Genomic DNA, 17942 nt, shown 5'->3' with positions numbered 1-17942 from the left:
CACAAGGCCGCCCATGCAGGCGGAATCAGCCATATCCGTCGTGGGGTACACGTGAACGTTGCGACGAATTTCCGCAGAAGTAACCGGGGGAGTGATTGCCGGGGCCCGGCCTTCGAGACCCTCGATGCGCCGTGGTTACGGAGGCCTTTGACCGCTACCGTCGAGGGCGGTGGCTTCATTGAGGACCACTCGGCGCAACCATCAGTTGAGGTACCCCGACGGCGAGCAACCGGGTCCGCGAGAGCGGCGCCGGTTTAGGCGCAAAGAGGTGCACACCAGTGAAGGCAATCCGCAGGTTCACCGTCCGACCCGTACTCCCCGAAGCCCTTCACCCGCTCAGTGACCTGGCGCGCAATCTGCGCTGGTCCTGGCATGCCGAGACCCGTGATCTCTTCCAGTCCGTCGACCCCGAGCGCTGGGCCGCCTCCGACGGCGACCCCGTGCGCCTGCTCGGCTCCGTGTCGCCCGGGCGTCTCGCGGAGCTCACGGAGGACCGGCGTTTCCTGCGCCGGCTCGCCGCGGCCGCCGACGATCTGCGCGACTACGTGACCGGCGACCGCTGGTATCAGACCCAGACCGGGACCCCCGAACTGCCCGCCGCCATCGCCTACTTCTCGCCCGAGTTCGGCATCACGGCAGCGCTGCCGCAGTACTCCGGAGGCCTCGGCATCCTCGCGGGCGATCACCTGAAGGCCGCCAGTGACCTGGGCGTTCCGCTGATCGGCGTGGGGCTGCTCTACCGGCACGGCTACTTCCGGCAGTCCCTGTCGCGGGACGGCTGGCAGCAGGAGCACTATCCGGTCCTGGACCCGAACGAGCTGCCGGTGGTGCCGCTGCGCGAGAGCGACGGCTCACCGGCCCAGGTCTCGCTGGCCCTTCCCGGCGGGCGGGCGCTGCGGGCCCGCGTCTGGCTGGCGCAGGTCGGCCGGGTGCCGCTGCTGATGCTCGACTCCGACGTCGAGGAGAACGACCTCGGCGAACGCGGGGTGACCGACCGGCTGTACGGCGGCGGCAGCGAGCACCGGTTGCTGCAGGAGATGCTGCTCGGCATAGGAGGGGTGCGCGCGGTACGGACGTACTGCAGGCTCACCGGCCATGCGCAGCCCGAGGTGTTCCATACGAACGAGGGGCACGCGGGGTTCCTGGGTCTGGAGCGGATCGCCGAACTGGCCGACGGGGGGCTGGACTTCGAGGCCTCGTTGGAGTCGGTGAGGGCCGGTACGGTCTTCACGACCCACACGCCCGTGCCCGCCGGGATCGACCGCTTCGACCGGGAGCTGGTGGCCCGCCACTTCGGTCCGGACGCCGAACTCCCGCGCATCGACGTCCAACGCATCCTGGGCCTGGGCATGGAGACCTACCCGGGCGGCGAGCCGAACCTCTTCAACATGGCCGTGATGGGGCTGCGGCTCGGCCAACGGGCCAATGGCGTCTCGCTGTTGCACGGCCATGTCAGCCGGGAGATGTTCTCGGGCCTGTGGCCGGGCTTCGACCCGGACGAGGTCCCGATCACCTCGGTGACCAACGGCGTGCACGCGCCGACCTGGGTGGCGCCGGAGGTCTTCCGGCTCGGCGCCCGGCAGATCGGCGCCCAGCGCGCCGAGGACGCGATGACGGTCGGCGGCTCGGAGCGCTGGGACGCGGTGGCCGACATCGCGGACCAGGAGATCTTCGATCTGCGGCGCGTGCTGCGCGAGCAGCTGGTGGTCGAGGTACGGGAACGGCTGCACGCCTCCTGGCGCCAGCGCGGCGCGGGTACGGCCGAACTGGGCTGGATCGAAGGGGTGTTGGACCCCGACGTCCTCACCATCGGGTTCGCGCGCCGCGTCCCCTCGTACAAACGCCTGACCCTGATGCTGCGGGACCGCGACCGGCTGATGGATCTGCTGCTGCATCCCGAGCGGCCGATCCAGATCGTCATCGCGGGCAAGGCCCACCCCGCCGACGACGGCGGCAAACGCCTGATCCAGGAACTCGTCCGGTTCGCGGACGACCCGCGCGTACGCCACCGCATCGTCTTCCTTCCCGACTACGGCATGGCGATGGCGCAGAAGCTGTACCCGGGCTGCGACATCTGGCTGAACAATCCGCTGCGCCCGCTGGAGGCGTGCGGTACGTCCGGCATGAAGGCGGCGCTGAACGGGTGCCTCAACCTGTCCGTCCTGGACGGCTGGTGGGACGAGTGGTTCCAGCCCGACTTCGGCTGGGCGATCCCGACCGCCGACGGCACGGCTGGGGGCACCCCCACGCTTTCGGCAGTGGGGGAGGACGACGACCGCCGTGACGAACTGGAGGCGGCGGCGCTCTACGACCTGCTGGAGCAGCGGGTGACCCCGCGCTTCTACGAGCGCGGCCAGGGCGGCCTGCCCGACCGCTGGATCGAGATGGTCCGCCAGACGCTGACCCACCTCGGCCCGAAGGTCCTGGCCGGCCGGATGGTGCGTGAATACGTGGAGCGCCTGTACGCTCCGGCCGCCCGCGCCCACCGCTCCCTCACCGCGGACACGGCCCGCGAGCTGGCCACCTGGAAGTCCCGCGTCCGCTCGGCCTGGCCGCACGTCACCGTCGACCACGTCGAGGCCGCCTCCGCCACGACCACCGCCGAACTCGGCACCACCCTCTCCGTCCGCGTCCGCGTCGGCCTCGGCGACCTCGGCCCCGACGACGTCGAGGTCCAGGCCGTCGCGGGCCGCGTCGACTCCGACGACCGCATCGCGGACGCGGTGGCCGTGCCGCTGAAGCCCGCGGGCGGCCCGGACCTGGAGGGACGCTGGGTGTACGAGGGGCCGCTGTCCCTGGACAGGACCGGGCCCTTCGGATATACCGTGCGGATCCTGCCCGCGCACCGACTGCTGGCATCCAGCGCGGAGTTGGGTCTTGTGGCGGTTCCGTCGGAGGAACTGGTGGAGGCGGCCGGGGTGTTGATGAGGTGAGCGAGTGATCCTCGACAAGAGGGGCGCCACCCTGGTGCTGCTCATCGGGTGCGGGGCCTGGCTGTTCGGCGGGCTGGGCGCGGCCGTGGTGGCGACCTCGTACGCCCCGCTTCCGGACGTGCCCGCCGCCGCTGCCGGGCTCGTCCTGGGCACGGCCGCGGCGGCGTTCTTCACCGGCAGGCCGGACATCGCCCGCTGGGCCACACTGCGCAGACGCGCCGGCCGCTGGGTGCCCCGCGTCCAGTGGGACCTCGTCCAACTGGTCTTCGGCGTCGTGGCGGCGTGGGGGACGGCCGGCGTGACGGTGCTCGTGGCCCGGCTGCTGTGACCGTCAGGGGTCCGGTGCCGGTCAGATCTGCTCGAACGGCGCGCACAGTCGCCGCAGCACCTTCCCGCACCGCTGGGCGTACGCGTGTCGGTCAGGCAGAGCGAAGCGCCCCGCAGGAACCGGCTCGGCGCCTGCACCGCGAGCGTGTCTCGATCTTCAGCGGCCCTTCCAAGCCCAACTGCCGGGCGTGATCCGCGATGCCGGCTGTATTGGAGAAGGAGTGCGCGCCCGCCTGACACGGCGCGGTTGGGCACGGTGACCTGTAAATCGGGGTGTTCGCGACAACTGTTCCCGCCCGCATCGCCACGCTTTTACCTTTCCCTTGACACTTGTTGACCCCTACATGTGTCATGAGCACCAACTGTGTAGATCATGTGTGGGCAAGGGGTGGGGCAGTGGGGGATGGTCGACAGCGTGCCCGAAGCAGATCTGGCAGGCGCCGGGGCGGCTTGGCGTGGCTGACAGTGGTTGCCGTACTGGCGACGGTTCCGACGGTGACGCCGATGCTGGCCTCGCAGACGGCAGTTGCCGCGGAGAGTGGCGATCTGACGGAGTCGGAGCGCGCGCAGGAACAGGCGGCCGAGTCGGGTAGTCAGGTCGAGGTGGTGGGGGAGCGCACCGAGCGGGAGACGGTATTTGCCAACCCGGACGGCAGGACGTTCACGCTTCGGAAGTCGATTGTTCCGGTGCGGGTGCAGAAGTCCGATGGTGGTTGGACTGCCCCGGATGCGACGCTCGTGAAGCGGGCTGACGGATCCGTCGGGCCGAAAGCGGCCACGGTGGACCTGTCGTTTTCTGGTGGGGGTAGCGGCAAAGATCTGGTGACGATCGCGGAGGACGGACAGTCGGTCACTCTGGGTTGGCCCGGGACGCTGCCGGAGCCGCGATTGGAGGGCACGCGCGCGGTCTACGAGGACGTGCGCCCGGATGTGAACCTGATCCTGACGGCGACGGTCGAAGGCTTCCGGCAGGTGCTGGAGGTCGAGACGCTGGAGGCTGCTAAGGATCCGGCGCTGGCATCGCTGGAGTACTCGATGGGCGTCGAGGGCCTGCGGGTGCGTGAGGGCTCGGCCGGGAGCATGGAGGCCGTCGACGGCAACGGGCAGGTCGTCTTCCGTTCGCCCTCGGCGCGGATGTGGAACTCCGCCGGTAAGGCCGCGGACAGTGAGGGCGTGAGCGCGCAGAGCCTCGCGGTGCGCCCGCTCGTCAGGGCCTCGTCGGCCGAAGTGCCTGCGGCGACCTCGGAGGAGAGCCCGTCGGCGGCCCCGGCCGAGGAGCGTCCCGCCGGGCCGGTCGAGGAAGGCGACCCGTTCGCAGGTCCCGGAGCCGGGGACGAAGCGGCGGTGATGGACGTGGACGTGACACAGACTCAGGTCACCGTCATCCCGGACGCCGGACTGATCGCGGACACGACGAGCTCCGAGCTGCCGCTCTATATCGATCCGTCGGTGGAGATGAACGAATCCGAGCGGACAGTGCTGTCCTCGGACGGTGACGTGTTCTACAACTTCTCCGGCGGTAACAACGGCATGAGTGTGGGCCGGTGCGGCCAGGCGGTGATCGGCGGCTACATCTACGCTTGTACTACCGGCAGCGCCTACACAAACCGCATGTACTTCGAGTTCGCGCCGGGCAAGCTCAAGGGCAAGCAGGTGCTGGACGCGACGTTCGCGGTGACGGAGACGTGGTCGTTCTCGTGTGACGCGCGCTGGGTGGACCTTGAGCGCACGGACGGCATCTCGTCCTCGACGCGTTGGCCGGGTCCGGGTGGCCCGAATTCGGACAACTCCTGGGATCAGATGGGTGACCGGAACGTCTCGGCCGGCCGCGGTGACGCATGCAGCCCGTCGCAGCCGCGTAAGCCGATCGAGTTCAACGACTATGCGCCTGAGCCGGACGAGAACCTCACCTCGACGGTGAAGGCGTTCGCGGACGGCAAGTTCAAGACGCTGACGCTGATGCTGAAGGCCAAGGACGAGTCGGACCCGATCGCGTGGAAGCGGTTCGACGACGACGCGGTCATCGACGTGGTGTACGTCGGCAAGCCGGCCGTTCCCACTGAGTACGGCCTGGAGACCGGCACCGACGAGATCTGCTCCAAGAGCTCCACGGCGCCGACGATGTGGCACGACCCCACCCCGAACCTTGCTGCCACGCCGCAGACGGTCGCGGGCGGTGAGGGCTCGGCCTCGCTGCGCGTCTACTTCGATCTCGACGTGAAGAACGCGGACGGCACCTGGTCGGACGCGAAGGAGCCGTCCACCGGCTCTGAGAGTCCCACCAGCGGGTATGTCGGTGACGGCGTCGATCAGAACAAGGTGTGGAACGCGGCGCTGGCGGACAAGGGGCAGTACCGCTACCGTGCGTGGACCCGCTCGTACTACAACAGTGGGGACAGCATTCTGGGTGGTACGGCGACGCAGTTCTGCTACTTCACCATCGACAGCACCGCGCCGAAGCCGCCGACGGTGACCTTCACCTCGACGTACTCCGTGTGTGTGACCGGTGGCGACTGCACCCCCAAGGGGCGTCCGGGTACGCCGGGGGACGTGACGTTCGGGCCCGCCAGCGGGGACACGAATACCGCCTACGCCTACAAGCTGTCCACGGACAGCGCCTGGCGGCCCTGGAAGACGGGGGCGACAGTGAGCGAGACCATCACCCCTGTCGACTCGGGCACCATCTTCCTGGAGGTGTTGGCCAAGGACTCGGCGGGGAGGACAGGGCAGAACAAGGTCCGTTTCCTGGTCGACGAGGGTGAGGGTCCTGTCGGCAAGTGGACGTTCAACGAGGCTTCCGGCGCCGCCGTCGACGTCTCCGCAACCTCCACGGCCCTGCGGGACGACGCGACCATCAGCGGTGCGACCCGCGTGAATACGGGCCGGCGTGGCGTGGTTACCGACAACGGCGTGACAGGCGAGGACAAGGCGCTGAAGGTCGGCGGCACCTCGTATGCCGCGACCACTGGGAAGGTCCTGGAGACGCAGGCGTCGTACACCGTCTCGGCCTGGGTGCGGCTGGATGCCGCCAGCACCACGGCGACCGTCCTGGGCCAGGACGGCACCTACTACAGCCCGTTCTTCCTCGGTTACTGCCTCGCGGCGGACCGGTGGTGCTTGCGCCTGGCCGATGTCGACGCGGCGACCAGTCCGATGGACAACCAGCGGGTGAACTCGCTGGACGCGCCGCAGGTGAAGGTGTGGACGCATCTGGCGGCGGTGGTCAACACCAGCGCCAAGACACTCACCCTCTACGTCAACGGCGTCGCGCAGGGCAGCGACACCCTCACCACTGGCAACTGGTCGGCGGCAGGCGCGCTGCAGATCGGCCGCGTGAAGTTCAAGGGCTCCTATGTCGACTACTTCCCCGGCGAAGTGGATGAGGTCACCGTGTGGCAGGACGCTCTGACGCCCGAGTTGATCGCCCGTGAGGCAAACCCGACCGACGCGGCGGGCAAGGCGTACGCCGAACTCGTCGCCCAGTACACCCCGGAAGGGGCGACTGGCACCACGCTGACCGACACATCCGGCTACGGCAACAACCTCACCCTCTCCGAGGGTGCGTCTCTGGACGGCGAAGCCCTCGTTCTGGACAGCGAAGCCCTCGTTCTGGACAGCACGGCGGGTACGGCGACGGCGTCGCGGCCGCTGGTCTCCGACAACGGCTCCTTCACCGTGGCCACCACAGCGAGCGTCAACACCGAGGCGTTGACGGACAAGCCAGTCGGCTACCGCGCCCAGATCCTGGGCCAGCGCACCGCGACCGGCTCTGCGTGGAGCCTGTGGGTGGAGAAGACCGGCACGGGCAGCGTGCCGGTGTTGGACGCTGACGGCTACCCGGTCCTGGACGACAACGGCCTCCCGGTTACCCGCACGTTCCCGACGGCCCGCTGGTACTTCGGCCAGCTCACCTCCAACGGCACCGGCACCTCCGTCGTCAGCGCCGATTTCGCGGTTCTGGACAGCGAGGTCGGTTTGGTCGGCGCCTACAACGCGCACACCCGCCAGATCACGCTGTTCGTCGGCAGCGACCGCCAGGGCGAGCCGCTCGCCTACACCGCCTCCGTCGGAAGCGGCGAGTTCGCCGTGGGCAAGGGCTATGCCGACGGCGCATGGGGCAACCCCCTGTCCGGCAAGATCACCGACATCCGCCTGTGGGCGGGCGCGGTGACCGACGCCACTCAGGTGGAAACGCTCGTCGGCTACTGACCTCGTCCTGTGCCCGCTCGCCCATCACAGAGCGGGCGGGCACAGGACGAGCCCCTCTGCCGACACACCTCATCTTCCAAGTTTCCTGCCGCACACCGGCTGCCCTTCACCCTCTGGAGAGCTCTCCCGTGTCCCTTCGCCTGTTTCCGTCCCGCCCACGTGGTCGACGGGCCGCGCTGACTGTGCTCCTTGCGGTGGTGCTGTCCGTTCCGGCTTCGCTCACACCTCTGGCGTCGGCGGCAGAGCTGCCGGGGCGCCCCGAGGTGCCCGGCGTCAAACCCTCCAAGGTACTGGAGGTCACCTCACCGCAGGCCAAGGCGGCCCGGGCCAAGGTGGCCAAGCAGAAGGAAGCCAACCAAAAGCTGGTGGAATCGGCCCGGGTGGAACGCCGGGCAGCGTGGCCGAACGGGTCCGTATCCACGAGGGATCTGGCCCTTGCGCCGGACGACAAGGCGCTCGTCACGGTGGAGGCGGTGAAGGTCAGCAGCACGTCGCGCCAGGCACGGTCGGTGGCCTCGGGCAAGGCGAAAGTCACTGTCCTGGACCAGCAGGCCGCCCGCCGCGCGGGTGTGACCGGCGTCCTCTTCACGGTCACGGCGGACCGCCCTGGAGCTGCCCAAGTCGCCGTCGACTACGGCTCTTTTGCCTCCGCTGTCGGCGGAAACTGGTCCTCTCGTCTGGGGCTAGTCACTCTGCCGGCATGCGCCCTCACGACGCCCCAGAAGGATCAGTGCCGTAGCACCGGGGTCGCGGCGTCGGACAATGATCTGCGCAGCCAGACCGTCACCGCCCGCACCAGCGTCGCGGGAACCTCGGACGACGTACCAACGGTCATGGCGTTGATGGCCACCTCGGCCACGACTTCCACTGCAGGCTTCGGCGACTTCAAGGCGACGCCGCTGGGGGCGTCCGCATCCTGGCAGGCCGGCAGTTCATCCGGGGCGTTCAGCTGGTCCTACCCGATCACCGCGCCTCCCGCGGCAGCGGGTCCGGCCCCCTCGCTGGCGCTGTCCTACAACTCCGGCAGCATCGACGGGCGTGCCGCGAACACCAACAACCAGGGCTCCCTCGTCGGTGAGGGCTTTGACCTGACCTCGTCGTACATCGAGCGCAAGTACGGCTCGTGCGAGGACGACGGCCAGACCGACAAGTTCGACCTGTGCTGGAAGTATGACAACGCCTCACTGGTGCTTAACGGCAAGGCAACCGAACTGGTCAAGGACGACACCACAGGTGTCTGGCACCTCAAGGACGACGACGCTTCCAAGGTCACCCAGCTCACCAGCGCGGACAACGGTGACGCCAATGGCGAGCACTGGAAGATCGTGACCAGCGACGGCACCGCCTACACATTCGGTCTGAACAAGCTTCCGGGTGCCGGGAGTGAGCGTACAAACTCGGTGTGGACGGTGCCGGTTTTCGGCGACGACAGCGGTGAGCCCGGCTACAGCTCGGGCAGTGAGTTCAAGGATCGTGCGGAGACACAGGCGTGGCGGTGGAGTCTCGACCTGGTCGAGGACGTCCACGGCAATGCTTCCACCTACTGGTATGCGAAGGAGAGCAACAGCTACGCCAAGAATGGTGACAAGACGGCCTTGGCCTCATACACGCGCGGCGGTTATCTGGAGGAGATCCGTTACGGCCAGCGCAGTGACACGCTGTTCACTGCTCCCGCCTCCGACAAGGTCACCTTCGCCTACAAGGAGCGCTGCACCGCCTCCGACTGCTCGTCCCTGACCGAGGACACGGCTGACAACTGGCCCGACGTCCCCTTCGACACCATCTGTGCGGCCAGCGAGGCCGATTGCAAGGCCATCGGTCCGGCCTTCTTCACCCGTAAGCGCCTGACGGGCATCGACACCTACTTCTGGTCGCGGGCCGCCGAGCCGGACGCCTTCATACCGGTCGACTCCTACGCACTGGCCCAGGAGTTCTTCGATGGGCAGGACATCGGCAACAGTTCCGACCAGGTCCTGGTCCTGAAGTCCTTGACCCGTACCGGCAAGAACGGCACGGCCATCACGGTGCCCCCGATCGACTTCACCTATCAGCAGCGCCCCAACCGGGTCGACTCCACCGGTGACGACATCGTGGCTCTGACTCGGCCTCGCATCGAGTCCGTCATCTCGGAGACCGGCGCGATCACTTCCGTCACCTTCTCCGAACCGGAGTGCGTGCGTGGCAATAACATGCCCGCCGCCGAGGACAGCAACAGCCTGTCCTGCTATCCGGTCTACTGGCCTGTCAACGGTGGCGACCCGCAGCTGGACTGGTTCCACAAGTACCGCGTCACCGCGATCACCACCAATGACCCCGGCGCCGGTAATCCGGGCACTCAGCTGTCCTACGAGTACTCAGCTCCCGGCTGGCACTACAACGACGACCCCTTCACCAAGGAAAGCGAGCGCACCTGGTCGATCTGGCGCGGCTACCAGATGGTCACCACCTACACGGGCGACCTCGGAACCACGCGCTCCAAGAACGTCAAGCTGTTCATGCAAGGGTTGAACGGCGACAAGCGCAAGGACGGCACGACCCGGACCGCAGTCGTGAAGGGCATTGACCTCGACAACGTCGCGGGCAACGATCCAGCGACGACGCTGGATGATCTCGATGTCGCCGACTGGACGGATCACGACCACTACGCGGGATTCGTCCGGCAGGAGATCACCTACGACGGGGCCACCGCGATCTCCAACACTGTCAACAACACGTGGGCCCAGCAGACGGCCAGTCAGCAGAAGTCTTACGCCAGCATCAAGGCGTACTTCCTGCAGACCGCCCGCACCTACAGCCAGACCTACCTCGCTGTCGCCAAGAAGTGGCGTGTCACTGCGGTCTCCAACACGTACGACAGCACGTACGGCATGACCACATCCGTCGAGAACCACGGCGACTGGTCGGTGACCGGGGATGAGACCTGCGCGCGTACCTGGTACGCGCGCAACGATGCCAAGGGCCTCACCGCGCTCGTCTCCCGCACCCGCACGGTCGCCAAGCCCTGTGCCAATACCGACGACACCGTGAACCTGCCTACCTCCTCGGGCAGCCGTGGCGACGTTCTGGGCGACACCGCCGTCGTATACGACAACGCCTCCACCACCGGGTGGAGCCCGGACCAGACCCCGACCCTGGGCCTGCCGACTTGGACTGGCCGTGCCAAGGCCTACCCGGCCGCCTCTGGTACCGCCGACCGCAACCCCTCCGCCGCCGCCGGATGGCAGACCGTCGCCAAAACCACGTACGACACCGCCACCGCGAAGCTCGGCCGACTGCTCACCGTTACTGACGCCAAGGGCCGCACCACAACCACTGCCTACTACCCAGCCGCTGCCGGCCCGCTGGCCACAAAGGTCTCCACCAACCCGAGGCTGTCCTCCAACAACCAAGCCCACCAGACGACCACGGTCTACGACCCGGCCCGCGGCACGGTCAACTATGTCCTCGATGCCAACGTCAAGCGGTCCGAAAACTCCTACGACGCACTTGGCCGCATCACTGCCACCTGGCTGCCCAACCGCTCCAAGTCCGCAGGTGACAGCCCCAGCGCCAAGTACGCCTACGGTCTCGTGCGTGACAAGGCTCCGTGGGCCTCCGCCGCGACGCTCAAGGCGGACGGCACCAGTTACGAAACCGCCTATGCCCTGTATGACTCGCAGCTGCGCCCGATTCAGACCCAGGTTTCCTCCCCACAGGGTGGACGGATTCTGACTGACACCCGCTACGACAGTCGCGGCCTGGCCTATGAGGCATACACGGACGTCTACGACAACACCACCGCCCCCAAAAGCACCTACACCCAGGTGCCTTACGGCGGGGCGACTCAGACAGGGACGCAGTTCGATGGCGTCGGCCGTGCCACAACGTCGACCCTGCTCATCGACGGGGTGAAGAAGTGGAGCACCACCGCGACTTACACCGGTGATTCGGTCGCCACCACGGCCGTCGAGGGCGGCAACGCCACGCGCACCATCGTCGACGCCCTCGGCCGCACCGCGGAGACCCGCACCTACGCGGGAACCCAGCCCAACGACACCGAGTACGGCTCCTCCTCCACCACCCCCTACACGCGGGTCCGCAACACCTACACCCGCGACGGCATGCCGAGCACCATCACCGCCCCGGACGACACCAAGTGGACTTACGAGTACGACCTGTTCGGCCGGGAGGTCAAGGCGATCGATCCTGACACAGGCACCACGAACACCACCTACACGGAACTCGACCAGGTCGACACCACGAAGGACAGCGAGAACCGGGTCCTCCTGTACGGCTACGACGAGCTCGGCCGCAAGACCGGCTTGTGGCAGACCAGTCGCACCGAGGCGAACCAGCTCACTGCCTGGACGTACGACACCGTCCTCAAGGGCCTGCCCACCGCCTCCATCCGCTACGAGAACGGCGCGACCCCGCCCGCCAAGGCCTACACCCAGCAGGTCACCACCTACGACAGCCTGAACCGAGCCACTGCCACGACTCTGACCCTGCCTGACGACGACCCGCTCGTCACCTCGAAAGCGATCGCGCCCACCACGATCTTCGAGACGACGTACCGGCTCGACGGCACGGTCAACACCAACAAGGAACCCGCCGCCGGAGGCCTGGCTGCGGAGACCCTCGAGTACCGCTACAACAGCTCGGGCCTGAACAACGAACTCTCCGGCGCCTCCGGCTACCTGCTTGCCACCAGCTACTCAGCGCTCGGCCAGGTGGGCCAACTGCAGCTCGGTACCTCAACGGCCGAAGGCACCAAGAGGGTCTTTCTCACCAACTTCTACGAGAAGGGCACTGGCCGTCTGACCGGGGCAGCCGTCGACGACCAGACGCGCGGCCCGATCCAGGACCTCACCTACAGATACGACCAGGCCGGCAACGTCACGGCCATAACCGACAGCGCGAATATCGGTACCGGCACCGACAACCAGTGCTTCACCTACGACGCCTACCGCCGTCTCACCGAGGCCTGGACCCCGAAGACCACGGACTGTGCCGCCTCTGGCCGCACCACGGCCAACCTCGGCGGCCCCGCGCCCTACTGGACGAGCTACACCTACACTGCCTCCGGCCAGCGCAAGACCGAGAAGCAGAACACCGGAACACCCGTCACCACGACCTCCTGCTACGACGCCGCACGCACGCACGCCCTGACCGCCACCACAACCACTGGCAACTGCACCGGGCTCACGCCCCAGTACCAGTACGACAACACCGGCAACACGAAGAAGCGTGTCAAGAAGGCCGGCTCCACCACCACCCAGACCCTCGCCTGGAACGCGGAGAGCAGCCTCACCCGCGTCACCGACGACACAGCGGCAACCGCCACCAACTTCGTCTACGACGCCAACGGCGAACTCCTCATCCGCCGCGACAACGCCACCAATGGTGAGACCGTGCTGTACCTCGGCTCTACCGAGGTCCACCTCAAGACCGGCAAGACATGGGCCAACCGCTACTACACGGCGGCCGGTGCCACCATCGCCCTGCGCACCAACGAGTCCGGCACCGAGAAACTGAGCTTCCTCGCCGCCGACCACCACGGCACCAGTTCCATCGCCGTTACCAGTGACTCCACTCAGGCTCTCACCAAGCGCTACACCACACCGTTCGGAACAAGCCGTGGCCAGACGACCGGCGTCTGGCCGGACGATAAGGGCTTCCTAGGAATGTCGGCGGACTCCGGCACCGGACTGACACACATCGCAGCCCGCGAATACGACCCCTCCACCGGTCAGTTCATCAGTGTCGACCCGCTGCTCACACCGGAGCAGCACCAATCTCTGAACGGCTACAGCTACGCCGGGAACAATCCCACCACTAGCAGCGACCCCACCGGTCTTTACTGCGACGGCTGCAGTGTGGACAACCCCGACAGCGCCTGGGCTCCGGCGCAAGGGAACGGGCCCGGCTGCACCACCCAGGGATGCTACGACCATGACGGCAAGAAGGTCAGTGGCAGCAACAGCGCAAGCTCCAGTGGCAGCAACGGCACATCCACTGGCGGCGGCGACGGTGACCCTCTCATTGTCAATGGCGTTCCTGTCCCCACCGAAGAGGAACTCATCGCCAGGGGGATGCTCTTTCCTGGCGACACCTATGACGAGGCGCTGCACACATGGGCAGTCGGCCTGTGCGGGAGCTCCAGCCCTTCAGACACCAAATACGGAGCATTCTGCGCCACGGCAGCAAATGCAGGCCTTCTTGAACTCGGACCCGATCCATTTGGTGTGACGGCGAACATCAACTGTCTCACGGGGAAAGGTGATTGCATTGAGGCAATCGTCACCGACGTCCTGGCACTTGTCGGTTGGGGCTGGGGGAGGATAGCGGCAAGGGGAGCCGCCGTGGGAGCCTCGGCGACGGGTACCAGCGTCCGGCAGCTTTTGAAAGACTGCATGTGCTTCCTGCCAGGAACCGACGTCCTCATGGCCGACCGGACAACCAAAGACATCGAGGACGTCAAGCCGGGCGACAAGGTACTGGCAACAGACCCTGAAACCGGAGACACCGGTCCTCGGGCGGTCACTCGGCTCATTGTCACCGACAGCGACAAGCACTTCAACGAGCTCTCCATCGCGGCGGAGGAGGGCGTTGAACATCTGACGGCGACGTATGAACACCCCTTCTGGTCCCCGTCCGAGAAGCGCTGGACTGAGGCCCAGCACTTCGAAGCCGGCATGACCCTCCTCACCGACGACGGCAGCACCGTCATCGTCACGGAGAACAGGCCATTCACCCAGCGTGCACGTACCTACAACCTCACGGTCGAAGGCCTGCACACGTACTATGTGCTCGCCGGGACCACCCCAGTTCTGGTTCACAACTCTTCCTGTGACCATATTGCACTCGGTTTGCAGGAGGTGGATGGAAATCCGATGGCGCTCGACGAATTTGGCATGGAGACTGGCGGCGTTACATACAGTGAGTGGCCGGGAAATGGTGCTTGGCACAAGAAGTTGGACACTTTCCTGTCTTCGGGCTCCAGAACTAGGATCTCGTTCAATTTGGACGGGATTGATGATCCGGTTGCATCCGCAGCCGCCGGTAAATCTGTCGATCCAAGCGGATTTGAAGGTCTGACGAACTGGGAACTGCATAGGGTTAGCCAGTCACCAGACACGTGGAGTCGGATCACTTGGTATCGAGGAGGGAGCGTCGTTGACAACCCGTTCAAATGAGACGCCTGGTGGCTCGATTACGTTCAGTTCCGAACGTACGTTCAGGGTGTGGCGATATGGGATCGGCCACTCCCAGCTGCTGCTAAGGGCAGTTCCCGACGAGGTGGATAGCATTTGCCTGGATCTGCTCTTCGAGGGAGTGAGTGCCATTAAATTGGCTACCCGGCATGAGTCGATAGAAATCGCTATTGCCAGCGAGGGGGAAACTCGCGAGATTCTTGAACTTTCCGGGCTCCCCAATAGCTGGGGTGAGCGGAGTCTTGCTCTTGCTCTTCGGTCCAGAAGAAGCACTGGGCTCGTGCTGTGCAAGAGGGCAAGCGCTTTGCTTGGCGGGGCTGTCCCGGTCGATACTCCAGGCGTATCTGTGGAGCAAAGAGTTGTTTGGAGTAGTCCTTGAGCAACTGCGCGAAGAATTCCTTTGGATTGATCCGGAAGATACAGATTTGCTAGTCTTGGCGGATGTTCAGAAACGCCGCTGTGAATGACAGAAGTCCCGCCGGACTATATTCCGGTGGGGCTTCTGGGGTGTCTGACGGCAGTATTTATCCGAAAGTGGCCTCTCGGGCGAATCGTGTTGCCGAGGGCGAATCCCTCATTGGGCGAACTCGCCGCTGAAGACCATCCCATCCCCGGAGCGTGTGGACCGTCCTGGTGGCGGCAATTCTGGCGGCGCGGGGGTGCTTCATCGAACCCGGAAGGATCGCGCCGCGATCTGCGGCGTTTCGGCTGATCAACTGGGCGCCGGGATTCGGGCCCACACCATTTTCCCCGTGCCGTCACGTGCGGGAGTCGTTCCCCAGCTTGTTGCCAGTGCCTCGATCAAAGGCAGGCCGCGGCCGTGTTCGTCGCGTGCGGGGTGGGAAGCAGCAGCAGTGGGGCGGGTGGGGGGAGTGGTCCGTTACGGCGACGCGTACTTCGTCATACCTGGAGTGCGAGACCTCGACCGTGATGTCTGGGCCGATTGTGTGGATGACTGCGTTGGTGACCAGCTCGCTGAGGATCAACTCGGCAGTCTGGGCCGTGTCTTCGGATACGTGCCACTCTGCGAGGCGTGCCCTGAGGGCGTGTCTGGCCTCCCGTACGAGAGCGGGGTCTGCCGGGAGCGTTGTGCGGTAGTGGTGTCGGGCGGGCTGCGTGAGCGTGCGGTATTCCGCGAACGCGCCGTGGGCGGTGAGGGTGGCGAGGTCCACGTGATGGCTGTCCGGCGTGACGACCCCGAGTACGTCTCGTGTAGCCAGGAGTTCGGTCACAGTGCGCCAGGCGAGACGTCGGGCCGGCGGGCGGGTTAGGGGGCCCGAGTCGTAGAGGGACGCTGCGACCCTCCAGCCGTGGTCGGTGGCCGTCTCGTACAGGGATCGCATGACGGTGACCGGGTCGGTCGCGTCGTGGATGCAGGCGTACAAGGCCACGGGCGTGGGTCGTACGGAGGGGGTTGTGTAGTTCATCTTGTGCTCCCGGCGCGGTAGTTGGCGTGCGGAGAGCGGATCCGCGTGCCAACCAGCGTCTGGCGTGTGGATCGTAATATGCAGTCGAACTTCACTCTGCTGAGATAACTGGTATATGCCGTAACTCATGCAAACGACTGCGCGCGTCGGACGCCGGACGTCACACTCGGTGCAGATCCGCTTACTAAGCGGGTAACTTCCGTCGGGAGGGCGGCAGATGGCGGCGAAGCGTGGGCCGACAGTACGGCGGCTGCAACTGGGCATCGAGCTCCGGAGGTTGCGCGAACGTGCCGGATTCACCATGGAGGAGGCTGTGGTCGGGCTGGGGTTCAGTCAGCCGAAGCTCTCACGCGTCGAGAAGGGTGACATCGGGCTCCCGAAGTCCGGCGACCTGCGAGCGCTGCTCGACCGGTACGGCGTGGAGGACCCGGACGACGTCGACTTCCTCATGGAGTTGCACCGGGACTCGCTCAGCCGGGGTTGGTGGTCGACGTACCGGACGTTTCTGCCATCCGGCATGGCTACGTACATCGGGCTGGAGACGGACGCCAAGGCCATCCAGGCGTGGGAGCCCAACTTCGTGCTCGGGCTGCTCCAATCCGAGTCCTACGCCAGGGCTCTGCTGGAGAGGGCCAAGGTTGTGGAGGAGACGACCACGGAATACGTGGAGCGCGGCATCACGCTGCGTATGGAGCGCAAGGAGCAGGTCACCCGGGATGAGAGCCCTATCGAGCTGTGGGCAATCCTTGACGAAGCCTTCCTGCGGCGTGTGATGGGGAGTTCTGACGTCATGCGGGATCAGTATCGGGAGATCCGTGAGCTCGCAGAGCGCGACAACATCACCGTGCAGATCTTCCCCATGGCCTCGGTCTCCTACCGATACGGGCGCGGGCCCTTCCAAGTGCTCGGGTTCGGCACCCGCTTTCCATCCGTGGTGCAGGCCGACGATGCCTCCGGTGCAGTATCCGTGATCGACAAGCCTTTTGAGGTGCTCAAGTACTCGCGTAGGTTCGAGGCCATGCGAGCGGGTGCCCTCGCCCCGGAGGAGACGCCCCGATTCCTGGACCAACTAGCCCGAGAGATCTGAGTGTTGAACATGAATGAGCATCGGTTGTCCGGCGCGCACTGGTTCAAGTCGTCGTACAGCAGCGACAGCAACAACGCCTGCATCGAGGTCGCGGTTCTCGGCCCCGCTGTCGGGATCCGCGACTCGAAAGACACGGGACGACGAGCCGTCACCGTCCCTCCGGCAGCCTGGCGGGCGTTCGTCGCCCACGTCGGCCGCCGCTAGGGATTCCGGAGGCAGCGGCGCAGCCGGTTCGGGCCGAGAGTGCGTCACACCGGCTCGAACGGCGCGCACAGGCGCCGCAGCACCTTCCCGCACCGCTGGGCGTACGCGTGCTGGAGCCCCCGGGTCGCCGGGCCGCCCGCGCGGGAGTACCACTTGGCGCCGCGGCTGAAGGCGGTGATGGTGAGCCAGACGGTGCCGTCGCCGGTGCGGGTGATCTCGAAGGCTTCCTCGCCGCATTCCGGGTGGCCGGTCAGGGTGCCGTACGCCCAGGCGGTGCGGCGGTACTCCTCGACCGTCCAGACGACGCGGCAGGGCGCCTTGAGGGGGCCGAGGCCGACGATGACGTCGACGCCGGGGGCCGCCTTGTCGGCGTCGGAGGTGATGCTGACGCCGCTCATCTCCCGGTGCATCTCCCAGGTCATGAGGGCCTCGGAGGCGCGGCGGAAGACGGCTTCGCCCTCGCCGATCCTGGTGCGGACATGCATTCGGTGGAAACCCGGCGGGCAGCGGTCCTCGCGGGTCGCGCCCACGTCCTTGTACGTGTAGGGCATGGGGCACAGCG

The 17942-nt window shown here is 66.5% G+C and carries 8 protein-coding genes; 6 read left to right on the top strand and 2 right to left on the bottom strand.

Annotated features, from left to right (window positions below):
- The first annotated feature begins 278 nt into the window (after positions 1 to 278).
- The 4 genes from OG266_RS13235 (at position 279) to OG266_RS13220 (ending at position 14644) form a co-directional block, all read left to right on the top strand.
- Complete coding sequence (locus OG266_RS13235; RefSeq protein ID WP_371545747.1) at positions 279 to 2933, top strand: glycosyltransferase family 1 protein; 2655 nt, start codon at positions 279 to 281, stop codon at positions 2931 to 2933.
- A 4-nt stretch (positions 2934 to 2937) separates the two neighbouring features.
- Positions 2938 to 3261 carry a hypothetical protein gene (locus OG266_RS13230; protein ID WP_266474868.1) on the top strand — a complete coding sequence of 108 codons (324 nt, stop codon included), beginning with the start codon at positions 2938 to 2940 and terminating at the stop codon, positions 3259 to 3261.
- A gap of 449 nt (positions 3262 to 3710) precedes the next feature.
- Positions 3711 to 7469: a LamG-like jellyroll fold domain-containing protein gene (locus OG266_RS13225; protein ID WP_371545745.1), complete on the top strand. Its 3759-nt coding sequence runs from the start codon at positions 3711 to 3713 to the stop codon at positions 7467 to 7469.
- A 128-nt stretch (positions 7470 to 7597) separates the two neighbouring features.
- Positions 7598 to 14644: a polymorphic toxin-type HINT domain-containing protein gene (locus OG266_RS13220; protein ID WP_371545743.1), complete on the top strand. Its 7047-nt coding sequence runs from the start codon at positions 7598 to 7600 to the stop codon at positions 14642 to 14644.
- A gap of 776 nt (positions 14645 to 15420) precedes the next feature.
- Here the strand turns inward: OG266_RS13220 and OG266_RS13215 are convergent.
- Positions 15421 to 16089, bottom strand: coding sequence for an ATP-binding protein (locus OG266_RS13215; RefSeq protein WP_371545741.1), 669 nt, complete (start codon positions 16087 to 16089; stop codon positions 15421 to 15423).
- Between the two features lie 217 nt (positions 16090 to 16306).
- Here OG266_RS13215 and OG266_RS13210 point away from each other — a divergent pair, with 217 nt between their 5' ends.
- Positions 16307 to 17176 (top strand): helix-turn-helix domain-containing protein, encoded by an 870-nt coding sequence (locus OG266_RS13210; protein ID WP_371545740.1) that lies wholly within the window; start codon positions 16307 to 16309, stop codon positions 17174 to 17176.
- A 9-nt stretch (positions 17177 to 17185) separates the two neighbouring features.
- The gene (locus OG266_RS13205; RefSeq protein ID WP_371545738.1) at positions 17186 to 17380 is read left to right on the top strand and encodes a DUF397 domain-containing protein; all 195 of its coding nucleotides are present in this window, start codon (positions 17186 to 17188) and stop codon (positions 17378 to 17380) included.
- 44 nt (positions 17381 to 17424) lie between these two features.
- Here the strand turns inward: OG266_RS13205 and OG266_RS13200 are convergent, their stop codons facing one another.
- Entirely contained in the window at positions 17425 to 17931 is a 507-nt protein-coding gene (locus tag OG266_RS13200) for a DUF1990 family protein (RefSeq protein ID WP_371545736.1), read from the bottom strand.
- Positions 17932 to 17942: the final 11 nt, after the last annotated feature.

This window comes from Streptomyces sp. NBC_00554 (assembly GCF_041431135.1).
Classification (GTDB): Bacteria; Actinomycetota; Actinomycetes; order Streptomycetales; family Streptomycetaceae; genus Streptomyces.
This window is presented reverse-complemented; position numbering and strand designations above follow the sequence as displayed.